This is a genomic window from Pedobacter sp. (assembly GCF_035317785.1).
Classification (GTDB): Bacteria; Bacteroidota; Bacteroidia; order Sphingobacteriales; family Sphingobacteriaceae; genus Pedobacter.
The window spans coordinates 1-14,105 of record NZ_DATHGC010000034.1 but is presented as its reverse complement, the minus strand read 5'-3'; the positions used below and the strand labels follow the sequence as shown (position 1 = coordinate 14,105).

The 14,105-nt window shown below is 40.1% G+C and carries 14 protein-coding genes and 1 tRNA gene; 4 read left to right on the top strand and 11 right to left on the bottom strand.

Going from position 1 to position 14,105, the window contains the following annotated elements; all coding sequences use genetic code 11:
• A partial coding sequence (locus VK541_RS02570) for a hypothetical protein (RefSeq protein ID WP_324366627.1) occupies window positions 1-274 on the bottom strand: 274 nt, incomplete at its 3' end.
• 52 nt (window positions 275-326) lie between these two features.
• A complete protein-coding gene (locus tag VK541_RS02565; RefSeq protein WP_324366625.1) occupies window positions 327-524 on the bottom strand; it encodes a hypothetical protein in 198 nt (65 codons plus the stop codon).
• A gap of 170 nt (window positions 525-694) precedes the next feature.
• Here VK541_RS02565 and VK541_RS02560 point away from each other — a divergent pair, with 170 nt between their 5' ends.
• Window positions 695-1,546, top strand: coding sequence for a sugar phosphate isomerase/epimerase family protein (locus VK541_RS02560; protein ID WP_324366623.1), 852 nt, complete (start codon window positions 695-697; stop codon window positions 1,544-1,546).
• Window positions 1,547-1,550: 4 nt separating this feature from the next.
• Here the strand turns inward: VK541_RS02560 and VK541_RS02555 are convergent, their stop codons facing one another.
• Window positions 1,551-2,210, bottom strand: coding sequence for an HAD family phosphatase (locus VK541_RS02555; RefSeq protein WP_324366621.1), 660 nt, complete (start codon window positions 2,208-2,210; stop codon window positions 1,551-1,553).
• Window positions 2,211-2,404: 194 nt separating this feature from the next.
• Here VK541_RS02555 and VK541_RS02550 point away from each other — a divergent pair.
• Window positions 2,405-2,488: transfer RNA gene (locus tag VK541_RS02550), tRNA-Leu, on the top strand.
• A gap of 41 nt (window positions 2,489-2,529) precedes the next feature.
• Here the strand turns inward: VK541_RS02550 and xth are convergent.
• Together xth and VK541_RS02540 are read right to left on the bottom strand one after the other, a co-directional pair.
• Window positions 2,530-3,312 carry an exodeoxyribonuclease III gene (gene xth / locus VK541_RS02545; RefSeq protein WP_324366618.1) on the bottom strand — a complete coding sequence of 261 codons (783 nt, stop codon included), beginning with the start codon at window positions 3,310-3,312 and terminating at the stop codon, window positions 2,530-2,532.
• Window positions 3,313-3,500: 188 nt separating this feature from the next.
• Entirely contained in the window at window positions 3,501-4,190 is a 690-nt protein-coding gene (locus tag VK541_RS02540; protein ID WP_324366616.1) for an AbiV family abortive infection protein, read from the bottom strand.
• Window positions 4,191-4,390: 200 nt separating this feature from the next.
• Here VK541_RS02540 and VK541_RS02535 point away from each other — a divergent pair, with 200 nt between their 5' ends.
• Window positions 4,391-4,870: an Lrp/AsnC family transcriptional regulator gene (locus tag VK541_RS02535; RefSeq protein WP_324366614.1), complete on the top strand. Its 480-nt coding sequence runs from the start codon at window positions 4,391-4,393 to the stop codon at window positions 4,868-4,870.
• A 171-nt stretch (window positions 4,871-5,041) separates the two neighbouring features.
• Here the strand turns inward: VK541_RS02535 and VK541_RS02530 are convergent, their stop codons facing one another.
• From VK541_RS02530 to VK541_RS02515, 4 genes are all read right to left on the bottom strand, one after another.
• A complete protein-coding gene (locus VK541_RS02530; protein ID WP_324366612.1) occupies window positions 5,042-5,911 on the bottom strand; it encodes an RNA polymerase sigma factor RpoD/SigA in 870 nt (289 codons plus the stop codon).
• Window positions 5,904-7,091, bottom strand: coding sequence for a DUF1015 family protein (locus tag VK541_RS02525; RefSeq protein ID WP_324366610.1), 1,188 nt, complete (start codon window positions 7,089-7,091; stop codon window positions 5,904-5,906). The genes VK541_RS02530 and VK541_RS02525 overlap by 8 nt, the downstream gene beginning before the upstream one ends.
• A gap of 1 nt (window position 7,092) precedes the next feature.
• Window positions 7,093-8,202, bottom strand: a complete 1,110-nt coding sequence (gene serC, locus VK541_RS02520) for a 3-phosphoserine/phosphohydroxythreonine transaminase (protein WP_324366608.1) — start codon at window positions 8,200-8,202, stop codon at window positions 7,093-7,095.
• A gap of 285 nt (window positions 8,203-8,487) precedes the next feature.
• The gene (locus VK541_RS02515) at window positions 8,488-9,012 is read right to left on the bottom strand and encodes a PepSY-associated TM helix domain-containing protein (protein WP_324366606.1); all 525 of its coding nucleotides are present in this window, start codon (window positions 9,010-9,012) and stop codon (window positions 8,488-8,490) included.
• A gap of 298 nt (window positions 9,013-9,310) precedes the next feature.
• Between VK541_RS02515 and VK541_RS02510 the strand changes: the two genes are divergently transcribed.
• Window positions 9,311-9,841: an Lrp/AsnC family transcriptional regulator gene (locus VK541_RS02510; protein ID WP_324366604.1), complete on the top strand. Its 531-nt coding sequence runs from the start codon at window positions 9,311-9,313 to the stop codon at window positions 9,839-9,841.
• Here the strand turns inward: VK541_RS02510 and VK541_RS02505 are convergent.
• Both VK541_RS02505 and VK541_RS02500 read right to left on the bottom strand, forming a co-directional pair.
• Window positions 9,786-10,757, bottom strand: coding sequence for an NAD-dependent epimerase/dehydratase family protein (locus tag VK541_RS02505; RefSeq protein WP_324366601.1), 972 nt, complete (start codon window positions 10,755-10,757; stop codon window positions 9,786-9,788). The two genes, VK541_RS02510 and VK541_RS02505, sit on opposite strands and share 56 nt — an antisense overlap.
• 126 nt (window positions 10,758-10,883) lie before the next feature.
• Window positions 10,884-13,970, bottom strand: a complete 3,087-nt coding sequence (locus VK541_RS02500) for a WD40/YVTN/BNR-like repeat-containing protein (protein ID WP_324366599.1) — start codon at window positions 13,968-13,970, stop codon at window positions 10,884-10,886.
• Window positions 13,971-14,105: the final 135 nt, after the last annotated feature.

The window sequence follows — 14,105 nt, the reverse complement described above, 5'->3', positions numbered from 1 at the left end:
CAACGATTATATGATAAGCTGTCTGAGCTGTTCCATTATCCTTTCCGGGTACAATCCAGCTAAGAGAAGGACGGGAAGAGCGGATCTGCGCAAATTGAACCGGTTCAATAGCTTCATCAACAGCCCAAAGAGGAATCGATGATACGTATCCATTGATATAAACTCTATCTGTATTGGAAAGCAGGTCTGTCAACAATCCTAAGGGTCGATTTTGCGCCAGAGATTGAAAAACACACAACAGGAACAGCGCAACATTTACATAGAGTATCTTCATTAATTCTTCTTTATTTACAGCTTAGCTTGGTTGAAAAGCTGAAAATAAGCATTTAATGTAAATAATTATGTCCAATAAAATCAAGTCCGGCTGGAGTGATAGCAGCCGAATGCTGAATGGACCGCCTGTCTATCGTAATTAATCCCATCTGCTCAAGTTCCTCATACTGCTCTTCCATTCCGCCCAGGATAGAAGAACTTACTTGCTGATCGATAACTTCAAGCAATGATTTAATCTCATGTGTTTCCATATTTATTAGATATTTTTTGCACTGTTTAGTTAATCGGTGGTCATTTTTATTTGGCTTTACCTAAAGTTACCAAAAAAACATGGATACGCTATCATCAATAAAAACTTTACATAAGCGCTTCACAATTAAGTTTTATATTAGCCTTTAATCAATTATAAGCCATTAAACACATGAACACCAGAAGAAGCTTTTTATATAAGGGAATGGTAGGGATAGCTGCCGGTACAATCGTAAACGTTCCATCGATCTTTGCTAAACCCGGTCTTTCAGAAAATTCAAAAGCAAAGGACGATACTTTCAAGTTAGCCATCGCCGGATACAGTTTTGTAAATTTCAACCTGGAAGAGTCGCTGAAAATGATGAAAAAAGTTGATGCGCATTATTTGTGCATTAAAGATTTCCATTTGCCTTACAAAAGCACAGCCGAGCAGATAGCGGCCTTTCATGCTACATTGAAAGAAAGTGGTGTGACAGGTTATGGAGTAGGCCCCATTTACACGAAAACAAAAAAAGATATAGATAATGCTTTTGACTACGCTAAGCGCGTCGGTGTTGACCTGATCATTGGTATTCCACTACATGATGATCTTGCTTATGTATCTCAGAAAACGAAAGAATACAACATCCGCTATGCCATACATAACCACGGGCCGGAAGACGAATTATATCCTACTGCCGAAAGCATATATCAGCTCATCAAAGATCTTGATCCGCGCGTTGGGATCTGCTTTGACATGGGCCACAATGCGAGGGCCGGACATGACTCTGTTGCCGATCTGCAAAAATATTCCAAAAGAATTTTCGACATGCACTTAAAAAATATTACTGCTGCAACCAAAACAGGCTCTACCTGTGAACTTGGACGGGGAGTGATCAATATTCCTGCTTTCGTAAAAATGCTCCGAAAAACAGGTTATTCAGGGTATTGCGGACTGGAATATGAAAAAGACATGAAAGATCCTTTAGCAGGAATTGCCGAATCTGTTGGTTATTTCAAGGGAGTTTGTGAGGGTACACGATAAACCGTCATGCATTAAACAAATTCCTGATGCTGTGATAGGAAAGACCGGAATAGTCGTTGATATACAAGTCGCATGGGGGCAGTTCTTCTTTGGTATGTGAAGTCAGTACCCCTACCACTTTCATACCCGCGTCGATCGCTGCAGAAACTCCGGAAAAAGAGTCTTCAAAGACCACGCATTGCATCGGGCTGATACCCAGGTTAGCCGCAGAAGTCAGATATACTTCCGGATCAGGTTTATGATGTTTGACATGTTCACTTGCCATAACAGATCCCAATTTTTCACGAATCAATACTTTACTCAATATTAATTCCAGATTTGCCTGGGGAGCAGAAGTGGCCACGCCAAGTTTTACACCGTTGTCTTCCAGATCTGTTATAAAATCAACCAGTCCTGCTATTGGTTCCACATGCGATTCGTAGATCTTTCTAAACAGGCTTTCCTTTTCATCTTCAAGCTGCTGCAGTTCATCACCTGTTACCGGTCGCTGTAAAAAATGGCTGAGGATATAGCTGTTGCTCTTTCCAAACATATGGAGCGCAAATTCTTCATCTGTTGGATTTAATTTACGTATTGCAAAAAATTCTCTGAAAGCAATGGAGTGGTACGGATTGGTATGACAAATGACTCCGTCCATGTCAAAAATAGCAGCTATCTCATTCATGGCGCAAAGATAATAATAATGGACTTACATCATGTGCCAGGCAAGTACGTAAAATATTGTCATAGCGAGTATTATGTAATAAGTTCTCATTTTGTACCTCCTTTTTTTAAAAAGTACGTGATTTTTTCCTTTGGGGTTGCTTGAATAATATTATATTTGCCAGCGCTAAAGGATTCTGTTTGAGAATTTCAATTGCCCGGATGGCGAAATTGGTAAACGTTGCGGTCTCAGAAGCCGTTGGAGTACAATCCTTGAGAGTTCGAGTCTCTCTTCGGGCACGAAAAGGACAAGCGCAGGTTTCTGCACTTGTCCTTTTTCATTAAAGGGATCCCATTTCAAGCGTGATCCATACCGGTGCATGGTCGCTTGTCTTTTCCCATCCGCGAACATGCCGGTCTACACCAGCAGCACTAAGCCGGTTTTTTAAATGCGGGCTAAGCAAAAAGTGGTCAATACGGAGACCTGCGTCCCGACCATAGGCATTGCGAAAATAGTCCCAGAACGTATAGATTTTCTCACCCGGATGCAATGTCCGCAAAGCATCGATCCAGCCCTGATCCACGATATTTTTGAAGGCAGAGCGAGTCTCAGGTCTGAATAAAGCATCATCAACCCAACGCTCAGGCTTATATACATCCAGTTCTGTGGGCATTACATTATAATCACCCGAAAGCACCACCGGAACATCGTAGGTAAGCAGCTTCGCAGCATGGGCTGAAAAACGCTCAAACCAGTTCAGCTTATAATCGAACTTAGGCCCCGGAGCCGGGTTTCCGTTTGGCAGATACAAGCAGCCTATTACTACACCATTAATTAATGCTTCTATGTAACGACTGTGCAAGTCCTCCGGATCACCGTCCAAACCCCGCCTTGTTTCTTTGATCTCCATACCACGGGAAAGGATCGCCACTCCGTTCCAGCTCTTTTGTCCATGCCAGATGGCATTATATCCGGCATCCTTTATCGCTGCCTCAGGAAACTTTTCCTGTGGTGCTTTAAGCTCCTGCAGACACACCACATCTGGTTTGGCTTCATCCAGCCAGCGTAGCAATACGGGCAAACGTCCGTTTACGCCGTTGACATTATAAGTAGCGATTTTCATCTGTATATATTTGTTTTTTCAGTAGTGTTGATTATTTTTAAGACCTTCAAGTTGCCTTCGGCGGTTTATTCACCTGTGTTTATTTTTTGTGTTCATGAGTTCGCGCGGCTCGGTTTAATTGTCATGAAGCTATCATGAGCTATATACATTACTGTTTGTGGACATTAGCCCATGATGGTTTCATAGATCTAAGATAAGAAACTAATTTTTTTTCGCCTGATCGTCTCACCAAGCAGTTCAATAAATTCTCTGTCTTCCAGCTGCTCACGAAACTCTGTGAGTTCGGCCTCAGAACAATTGACCATTTTATGGTGAAGCAGATAAAATTCATATCGAAAGGCATAAACATGGTGATAGGCCTGATTAAAATCTGATTTTGAAACTTGAACATCCGGTAAGATCAAACCGTTGCTAAAATCAACATATAAACACTTTTGCTTCAGTGCATCTGCTTTTTCCCACCAGTGATACTGATCTTTACCTTTTATAATCCCTATGAAACCGGATACAACCATATTAAACATATCCTTTAAAGTATATTCATGTTTTGATCTTTTGACGTTCAGTATTTCTCTTATGCCCAGCCACACAGAAAAGAAATCTTTCAGCACATAATGTCCGCTGCCGTGGGCAAAAAACTGCATATCATACCCTGTCGCATCTTTAATCGGGATCGACCTGCTTTTAAGGATCAGCATGGTAGCTTTTACGAGTTCCTCGGCTCCAAGTATTAAATGGGCAACAGCATTAGGATATTCATAGATCGTGGATATGTAATGTGCAACAGAAAAATGTCGCTCGGCATTGTCAATTACTGAAGGAAACACTTCAGCACACTCTTTAGCATTTAAACTCTTAAACCCTCTTTCATGATCCATAGGCCCATTAAAGTGCTGAAAAACATCCTCCGCATCTAATATATCTAATTTTTAAATCAGTACCTATAAAAATCGGCTCCTTTTAACATGCAGCTATATATCTAAGTATATTTTGCATAAATTAGCGCAGCCATAACATACTTAATATTAATGTATTAAGTACACTAAGGCAAACTAAACGTAACTAACTTATTATCATAATGAATGTAAACGGACTTGATCCCACAGACGTGGGTATTTTAAATCTAATTCAGGAAAACTCAAGGCTCACCAACAAAGAAATAGCCTGGAAAACCAACAAATCACTTTCCGCAATACAGGTAAGGATCAGGCGGCTTCAAGAAGCAGGAATAATTAAAAAGTTCGTAACGCTCCTTGACAGGAACAAGATTAACAAAGAAATGGCGGTATTTACAGTAATCAAGATCAAGGACTACAGCAATAAAGCGCTAACCGAATTTCAACAACACATTACCGCATTTGAAGAAGTAATGGAATGTTATCACATGAGTGGAACATGGGACTTCATATTAAAAATAGTTGTTAGAGATATGGGGGCCTATAATACATTTATATTGGAGAAGCTTTCCATTGCTCCCAATATCGGGTCTGTGGAGAGTTTCTTTGTAATTTCAGAATCCAAATACGAAACCGGTTTTAAATTGAAACCAAAATCCTGAAAAATAGAAGGGCGGTGCATACAGCGCACCGCCCCTTTTCAATACCAAAACTTCTCATCATCATTTTTAGATGTCTTTTTTCGTGAGGCCCTAAATTTGTTAAAGGCTATCAGAAAAATGACAACACTAAGTAAGATTACTGAAATTGTATCCCTGTTTCCGAGGGTAAACTCATTGAATATAATCGGTAAAGTATCCATGTTTCGGTATCTTTTTGAGCTTTTCAATGGCGGATTTCTTGATCTGCCTGATGCGCTCTTTTGTTAGTTTCAACTCCGCACCTATCTCCGCCAAACCGCTTATTTTACAATCAGATACACCAAAAAACATCACTAAAACCTTCCTTTCCCGATCTGTGAGAACGGTCATCATTTGAGCAAGATCAATACCTCTTGACTCCACTTCGATCCAGTCATCAACGGCCCTCTCGCTGGTATCCTCTATAAAATCCATTAGTGAAGAACGCTCATGGTCTCCGTCCGGAATGTAATCATCAAGAAAAGAGGTTCTGGCAGTGGATTGCATAAAGTCTGCCACCTGGGCCTCCGATTTTCCCATTGCTTCGGCAATCTCAGATAAGGTAGGTTCCCTTTCAAGCTTTTGTTCCAGCTTATCAATTTGTCTCAGTACGCCGGCCATCCCAAGTTGTTTATTGAGTGGTACCCTGATCGATCTGACCTGCTCTTTAACGGCAATATCCATCGCTTGTCTAATCCACCACACAGCATAGCTAATGAACTTAAATCCCCTGGTTTCGTCAAACAGTTTCGCAGCTCTAATCAACCCTATATTCCCTTCATTGATTAAATCTGACAATGCAAGGCCTTTATTCAGATATTTTTTGGCACAGGAAACTACAAATCTCAAATTTGCATTGGTCAGCATATTTAAAGCAGATGCGTCTCCCGCTTTTATCTTTTTTGCCAGCATGATCTCTTCCTCAGCGCCAATCAACCTATATTTCCCTATGTCATGTAAATACCGGTTCAATGAATCTTCATTTCTGTTAGTTATCGATTTAGAGATTTTCAGATTATGCATTTAAAATTCCTTTCATGTTCTTTCTTGTAATTTTATTGGTGTATGCTAATAAGCCATAAGGTAATTTTGGTTCTATATAGGTTGATTTCGGCGGCAATACTGCCTGTTTTTCTGCCTGTTGAATAAGTTCACATATACTGAGTGGGTGCAGTGTAAATAAGATTACTCCAGCATTACCATTGCTGCTCTCCAGCATCTCATTCCATTGATTTGCCGGCCACGAGATCAGCTGAGGATCAGTTCGGGGATCTTTAATTCCAAAAACCGGATCGAGAATTTTATCCTGAAGAATCCTCACATCGGGCTCCTCCATCAATACAGTCTGTTCCTCTCTTAACTCCAGCAGGTACCATTGCTGTTTATAAAATAAACCAAGGCTGTGGTTTACTGAAGGTACAAAGGGTTTATTCGCGGAAATAATTGAAACACGGAAGTATTGATCAATGGTTTTTAAAAAACCCGAATCAGAAAATTCAATATTGGGCAGGATCATTCTGTGAAAAGCACTGCAACTTAACTGTCCCGCAGAAATATATAAAGTAGTGATCCATTGTGGTGAGATCCTATGCATTGCCGCTGCCGAGGCGAGGCGATGATGTCCATCTGCAACATAGACATTTTCTAATTTTTCAAAGGCCATCTGGAAAGCAGCGATAGAAATCTTATCCTTTACACTCCATAAGCGATGATGACTTCCTTCATAAAAGAAATCTGCATCAGGAGTACATTTAGCAGACTTTTCGATCAGCGAGTTTATTTCCGGCTGGCGATGATAGGTTAAAAGGACCGGACTGCCTTCCAGTCCAACTTCTTCCCGGTACATCTGAAGTCTTTCCTCATGTCTGGAAAGTGTTTCCTCATGTTTCAGTATTTTACCATCTTTTAAATCCTGCAAACTGGTAAGCACCCATATTCCAAACTGTGATCCGGCTAAAGATTCACGTTCATAGATATAGACCGCAGGACTTTCGTCAACGACATAATTTCCGCCATGCAACAGGGTTTCCAGGGAATGTAAATACTTTTTCAATTTCCAGTTTTCCTCTGCCTTTTCACCTCTGGGTTCCAGCAGCTTTTTGAGTAATCCTATTTTATCGGGAGATCCGCCAGTTATACCAAGCAAGTTTTTATACCAGCCTTCATTGGGCCGGAGCGCATTAAAAGGTTTAATTCTGGACATATCAGTATGTCAGTTCGATATCAGACACTTTCCTTTTAGATTTCATCAGTTCTTCAAAGGCCTGCATTGCTTTAACCAAAGTATCCACACTTTCAAGCGGAAGTGCATTATAAAGTGAAGCCCGAAATCCTCCTACAGTGCGGTATCCTTTTATTCCTACGATTCCGCATTCCAGTGCAAAATCCAAAAATGTTCTTTCATGTGCCGGCTCAACTGTTCTAAAAGTCACGTTCATTCTCGAGCGATGAGCCAAACCCGCAAGCCCGGTAAACAACGGGTTACGGTCAATTTCGGCATATAACCTGGCAGCCTTCCTGATGTTAAGCTGTTCTATGGCTTCTACACCCCCATTATCCTTCAGCCAAAGCATATTGAGCATGGATACATATATTGAAAATACCGGCGGTGTATTAAACATACTTTGATTGTCTTTAAAAACCCTGTAGTCAGACATAGACGGCAAAGGTTTATTTACTTTATCCAATAACCCATTTTTTACAATTACCAGAGTCATTCCCGCAGGCCCCATATTCTTCTGTGCCCCGGCATATATAAGATCAAAATCACGGACATTGACGACCCTTGAGAAGATGTCAGAAGACATATCGCAAATAAGCGGGACACCAGACTGTGGAAAACTAAAAATTTCAGTGCCTTCTATAGTATTATTAGACGTGCAATGGATATAATCTGCATCGCACTTAGCAAAGTCGCAATCAGGAATATAGCTATAATCCCTGTCACCTGAAGAAGCAGATACCTCAACATGACCATAATAACTGGCTTCTTTAATTGCTTTGCGGGCAAAATATCCAGTATCCAGGTATGCGCCTTTTTTAGTTAAAAAATTTAGCGGGACCATTGAAAACTGGGTACTTGCTCCACCCTGAAGAAAAAGTACAGAATAATCATCCGGCACTTTTAATAATTCACGTACTAAGAGTTGTGTTTTCAAGATCACCGATTCAAATTCAGGTGAGCGGTGCCAAACCTCAAGTATAGAAAGCCCGCTATCGTTCCAGTTGATCACCGCACTGGCTGCCTGTTGCATCACAGATGAGGGAAGGATGCATGGTCCAGCGCCGAAATTGTGTTTTTTTGTCGTTTCCATCAAATAGAGAAAGTTTATATTGATGTTGTAAAGTTCTATGCTTTAAAACTTTAAATTTTAGACAACCTATAAATCAAGAAATATTCCTGTTATGATCTATTTAACGGGAAATAACGATGGTATTTATTAGAAAATAAATTATGAACGGAATATTATTCGCAATGGAAGTCAAAAAAGAACCTTTTCACGTATATATTACACTAAGGCTGTTTGTTTTAATTAAGTCGCAACTGCCCTCACCGGCAAGCAGCATTTATCTCTTTGCCCCTAGTAAACGCCTGCGCATCATCTAGAAGCACTACTCCTTCGCTTCCGCTTATATTTTACAAAATATGGCTGAAAAAACAACACAATTCCGGTCAACAATAAAATAAATAATATCAACCCAGACGGCATACTAACAAAATACTTAGCATCATCATGAAAGAATGTTCCGTCATGTAAAGCCTCTATGATATCTGACCTTCTGTAAGCGACTTGAATCACTTCTCCAGTCTCAGTGTCTACCTGTACTTCATAATTATTGCCCGATATGATTTTAGCAAGGCCCTTTGAAGGCTGGATGTCTATCCGCTTGATGTGTTCCCAGGAAGACACCTTTGTTTCCTTAACCGCACTTACAGCTTTAAACAGCCTATCAAAGCTGATCAGAGGCACATGTCCAACACCGTTTACCGTAGGCGGTTGCACCCAAGCAACGTCTTTTTTTAACAGTAAAAGAATCCCGGTGCCTATTGTCAGAATTAAAGGAACAGCAATGATTATAGATCCCCAATAATGAACCTTCCTATTTAATACTGATATTTTCATGTTTATTTTTCCAGAACTTAAAATGCAACTCTAAATATTGAGTCAACATACATAAAGTCATAGCAATTGGCAATTTCATCGCAAAAACATTACAAAAATAGTTTGAAAAATACCTTAACGCACTTGGAAACTAATTTTGAAATAGAAATTTTACAATAAATAATTTCAATTTATTGCATATTTACAATATAGCGGTTAAATACTAATCGATATCACACAAAAAACCAACTATTTTCTTTAAAAGAGTAAGTTTTACAGATAACAAAACTATTTACTTGGTTTTAAAAAAAATGGGAATATGGAACAAATAGACGAAATCGACAAAATCATTTTAAAAAACTTACAACAGAATGCAAAAATCACTACAAAAGAACTTGCGTCAATACTAAACCTTTCCATTTCGCCCGTATACGAACGAATAAAACGCCTGGAATCCCATAATTACATAAAACGATATGTGGCAATCCTAAATAAGATCTTACTTAAACAACCAATAACAACCATGTGCCAGGTTTCAATGAGATACCACAATGAAGCCTTCATTGAGAAATTTGAACAGGAGATTAAAAAACTTGATGAAGTTCAGGAATGCTATCACATAGCGGGGCAAGTTGATTTTTTGCTAAAAATTAACATAGGAAGCCTTGACGAATACCATGACTTTGTAAAATACAAACTTTCTAAGATCGATAATATAGGCACCTTAAACAGTACATTTGTACTTAAGGAAATTAAGCACACACATGCATTTAATCTATTTAAGATCCTTGTACTTATACCTTGTCTTGGTTTAATCCAACAAGATTATATTTCCTTGTCAATTGGCTAAGCATCGCTTCTGTCATTTTTGTCAGATCAAATGATGGTTTCCAGCCCCATTGGTGTTGAGCTTCGGAGTCATCTATTGATTTTGGCCATGAATCAGCTATAACTTGCCTAAAATCTGGTAAATAACCAAGTTTAAAGTCCGGGCAATGCTTTTTTATGGCAAACTCAAGTTCCGAAGGATTAAAACTCATACCCGATAAATTATAAGAAGTTCGCGTTTTAATTGAGTCACCCTCGGCTTCCATTAGTTCAAGGGTGGCCCTAATGACATCATCTATATAAATCATTGGGAGTTTTGTTTCAGGTTTTAAAAAACAAGTATAGCTCTCTTTTAATACAGCCCTGTGATACATTTCAACGGCGTAATCGGTTGTACCCCCGCCTGGCATAGATTGATAACTGATCACTCCAGGATAACGTATGGATCTTATGTCAAGTTTATATTTTATGAAATAATAATTGTTCCAGTTTTCCGCAGCGGCTTTGCTTACACCATAGACGGTAGAGGGATCAAGATATGCCATCTGAGGAGTGTTAATCTTTGCAGCGCTACTGCCAAAAACCGCAATAGAGCTGGGCATAAACACCTTTTGTACTCCATTGTGCCTTGCGGCCTCAAATACGTTTAACATAGACTGCATATTGAGGTCCCATGCCCACAACGGATCTAATTCCCCTTTTGCGGATAAGATAGCCGCCAAATGATAGATCTGGGTTACTTTATATTTCTTAATCACTTGAACAAGTGCAGTAGCGTCTGTAGCATCAAAGGCCTCCACAATTCCAATCGAAGGATTTAATGGAGTAATGTCTGACAATATAACACGCTCATACCCATAATTTTGTTGTAGGTATGGGACGAGTGCATTTCCTATTTGGCCGTTTGCACCTATAATTAATATAACATCATGCATCATTTAAGCGAGTGTTAACAGGTTTATAAAAATAATTAAATAGTCAAATATTGATAGTAAAGAGGCGGCCATTGCCTCCCCTTTACTATCGGGTTTTTGTTTTAGAAAATATCTTGTAATGTGAATATATTAGGGCGCAGGCATGAACTTTTTAAGGGCCTTATTTTTAGAAAGCACACTTAAATCTTCTATCTGCTTAGCTATTTCAGCTGACAGCTCTTTATACACTTTGTAGGAATCATCCGTAGGCTTTGCTTCTCCACTTTCTACTATTCGTTGAAGCGAAGCCATTTTATTATTAAGTCTGATTGGGTAATTGAGCGGATCCTGATTACTTTGATTTTTAACCTGATATAAGGCTTCTTCAATGGAGCTCAGCTGCTGAAGCACCTTTTTATTTGCTGCACTTGCACCAGCCGCAGTAATCTTTTCTTTTATAGTCCTGATCCTTATTACTGCCTCATTGGCCTTTGTAACATCAGCACTAATCAGACTGGCCAGCTCAAACTGCTCCTTTATATCTGCCTCAGTAATGTTTTGCAGGCGCGGATCTAATTTAATTTCAAAAGATTGGGTAAGCGTTTCGTTTGCCGCAGTAAGACGTACATGATAAATTCCTGGAAGCGCCATTGGCCCCATCTGTGGTCGGGCAGACCACAATACCATACCCTTAAAAGCAACTGCACCAGGATAGCGCAAGTCCCATGTAAAAATATTAAGTCCTTTGTTCATCGTTGGAGGCTTCTGTGCAGCTACTGGAGATTCATCGTCATCTCCTGATGAAGACTCGCCTTCAGTTTTTGGTTTTGGCTTTTCTCCTTTTAAAGTTTGAACTACTTTTCCGGAAGGATCTAGTATTTCAATTTTCAGATCGTCCACACTTTTACCAAGATAATATTGGAATACGGCATTCTGAACCTTCCTTACTGAATAATATGGCTTGAATAAATGCACCTGCTTTTTCATTACCTCAGAACTCAGCTCTCTTACAGGCGCAATATCATCCAAAATATACATAGATCTTCCATGAGTGGCAATAGCGATGTCTTTTTCGGTAACCACTATATCAGAAACCTGGGTATTGGGCAAGTTTAGCTGAAGAGAACCCCAGTTTTCTCCATCGTCAAATGACACCATCATTCCATGTTCAGTACCTGCGTATAGCAAACCTGGTTTGGTAATATCCTCCCTTACCACATGTACAAAATCATCCTCAGGTATTCCATGTACTATTTTCTTCCAGGTTTTCCCATAATCATCTGTTTTATAGATGTAAGGTGCCCTGTCATTCATCTGATACCTTTTGATAGCTACATAAGCAGTGCCGGCTTTATGGCGGGATGCGTCAATAATACTTACTCTTGAATGTTTAGGGACGTCCTTAGGGGTTATATTTTGCCAGCTTTTTCCATGATCGCGTGTAATGTGTATCAATCCGTCGTCAGAGCCTGCCCAAATTGTATTCACATCATGATACGAAGGGGCCAAAGCGTATACTGTGGCATATAGCTCAGGACCACTCATATCTAGTGTGATCACACCCCCACTTTCTCCCATAGTAGTGGTATCGGCATAAGTAAGGTCTGGACTAATTCGTTCCCAGGTCTGCCCCTCATTATTACTCATCCATACATGCTGGGAGGTAACGTACAGGTTTTTAGCATCCACAGGAGAAAAAACAATTGGATACGTCCAGTGCACACGCTCTGGCAATGTCTTTGCAGCTTCTCCCATAAAATAACGTGGATAAGGCTCAACATCACGTCTTTCACCTGTTTTACGATTGATCCGGGTAAGTGTATTGGAATAACTACCAGCATAAAAAATATCAGGATTTTTAGGATCCTGAGCAATATAACCGCTTTCCCCACCACCAACAGCATAGGAATATGGAATATTCTTGTTGGAATTCGTACGCGTGGCCATATGCGCCCAGTCCTCACTTGGAACTGCAATGGTACTATTATCCTGCTGAGCTCCGGCCACATGATATGGAAAGTCATTAGTTGCTATTATATGATAAAGCTGAGCTGTAGGAAAATCCTCATCTGTCCAGGTTTCTCCTCCATTAACGGAAATTGTACCCCCACCGTCATTAGCTTCAGCTAACCTCATTGGATCAGTTGGGTCAATCCACAGATCATGATTATCACCATGTGGCACGCGAATGGCTTTGTCGAACCTAACTCCTCCATCTTTGGATTTAAAAAAGCCCACATTTAATAAGTAAACACCCTCCTTATCTTTTGGATCAGCATAAATTCGGTTATAATAAAATGCCCGCTGTTGCAATTTCCTGTCGCTATTCGTCTGCTTCCAGGTCATTCCGGCATCATCAGAACGAAAAACACCACCATTATGCGCTTCAACTATTGCCCAAACTCTCTTAGAATCTACCGGAGAAACGGTAACACCAATCTTTCCAATAGGAGCTTTAGGCATTCCTGGTTTAGCAGTTAATTCAGTCCAGGTATCACCTCCATTTGTTGATTTAAACAATCCACAGGCACCTCCTCCCCCCCACATTTTCCATGAAGTACGGTACACCTCCCAAATAGAAGCATATATAACATCAGGATTATTTGGATCAATAATCAGGTCTTCCGCCCCCGCTTTGTCTCCTTTATACAAAACCTTTTTCCAGGTTAACCCACCATCAATTGTTTTAAAAACGCCCCTTTCTTCATTTGGCCCAAAGGGATTTCCGAGGACAGACGCGTAAACTATATTTGGATTAGTAGGATGAACACGTATCCTTGAAACAGTTTGAGAATTTTTAAGCCCAACATTTTTCCATGTTTTGCCCGCATCTACAGACTTATATATACCATCGCCCTGCATAATATTACCCCTAAACTCTGACTCCCCCATACCAATATATATGATATCGGGATTAGAAGAAGAAATTCCTATTGCCCCAACAGACGAACTATTCAGTTGTCCGTCAGTAACAGGTTTCCATGTAAGGCCACCGTCTACGGTTTTCCATAAGCCACCACCAACAGCTCCAAAGTAGTATTCATTTTTTCTTGACGCAGACCCGGCTATTGCTAATGATCGTCCGCCCCTGGCAGGGCCGACATTCCTGTATTTCATCCCCTTAAAGTAGCCAAGCGAAGTGTCAGGAACCAGGGTCTGCGCCTCTATTTCAGAAAAGGCTGTACAACAGACAACTCCAACCAGGCTTAGTGCTACAATTATGTTTCTTCTTTTCATTAAATAACAATAAATAGTGGATTAAATAGCAGGAGTGAATTTTTTTATCGTTTTATCTTCCATTAGCTTTTTCAAGTCCGCAAGCTCTTTTTCAAGCTCAGCAGAAAGCTCCTTATAAACCTTATAAGATCCTTC

Excerpts from the sequence above, each read along its gene's own strand:
- VK541_RS02565 (WP_324366625.1), bottom strand. The coding sequence starts at position 524 with ATGGAAACACATGAGATTAAATCATTGCTTGAAGTTATCGATCAGCAA.
- VK541_RS02560 (WP_324366623.1), top strand. The coding sequence starts at position 695 with ATGAACACCAGAAGAAGCTTTTTATATAAGGGAATGGTAGGGATAGCT.
- VK541_RS02555 (WP_324366621.1), bottom strand. The coding sequence starts at position 2,210 with ATGAATGAGATAGCTGCTATTTTTGACATGGACGGAGTCATTTGTCAT.
- xth (WP_324366618.1), bottom strand. The coding sequence starts at position 3,312 with ATGAAAATCGCTACTTATAATGTCAACGGCGTAAACGGACGTTTGCCC.
- VK541_RS02540 (WP_324366616.1), bottom strand. The coding sequence starts at position 4,190 with ATGGATCATGAAAGAGGGTTTAAGAGTTTAAATGCTAAAGAGTGTGCT.
- VK541_RS02535 (WP_324366614.1), top strand. The coding sequence starts at position 4,391 with ATGAATGTAAACGGACTTGATCCCACAGACGTGGGTATTTTAAATCTA.
- VK541_RS02530 (WP_324366612.1), bottom strand. The coding sequence starts at position 5,911 with ATGCATAATCTGAAAATCTCTAAATCGATAACTAACAGAAATGAAGAT.
- VK541_RS02525 (WP_324366610.1), bottom strand. The coding sequence starts at position 7,091 with ATGTCCAGAATTAAACCTTTTAATGCGCTCCGGCCCAATGAAGGCTGG.
- serC (WP_324366608.1), bottom strand. The coding sequence starts at position 8,202 with ATGGAAACGACAAAAAAACACAATTTCGGCGCTGGACCATGCATCCTT.
- VK541_RS02515 (WP_324366606.1), bottom strand. The coding sequence starts at position 9,012 with ATGAAAATATCAGTATTAAATAGGAAGGTTCATTATTGGGGATCTATA.
- VK541_RS02510 (WP_324366604.1), top strand. The coding sequence starts at position 9,311 with ATGGAACAAATAGACGAAATCGACAAAATCATTTTAAAAAACTTACAA.
- VK541_RS02505 (WP_324366601.1), bottom strand. The coding sequence starts at position 10,757 with ATGATGCATGATGTTATATTAATTATAGGTGCAAACGGCCAAATAGGA.
- VK541_RS02500 (WP_324366599.1), bottom strand. The coding sequence starts at position 13,970 with ATGAAAAGAAGAAACATAATTGTAGCACTAAGCCTGGTTGGAGTTGTC.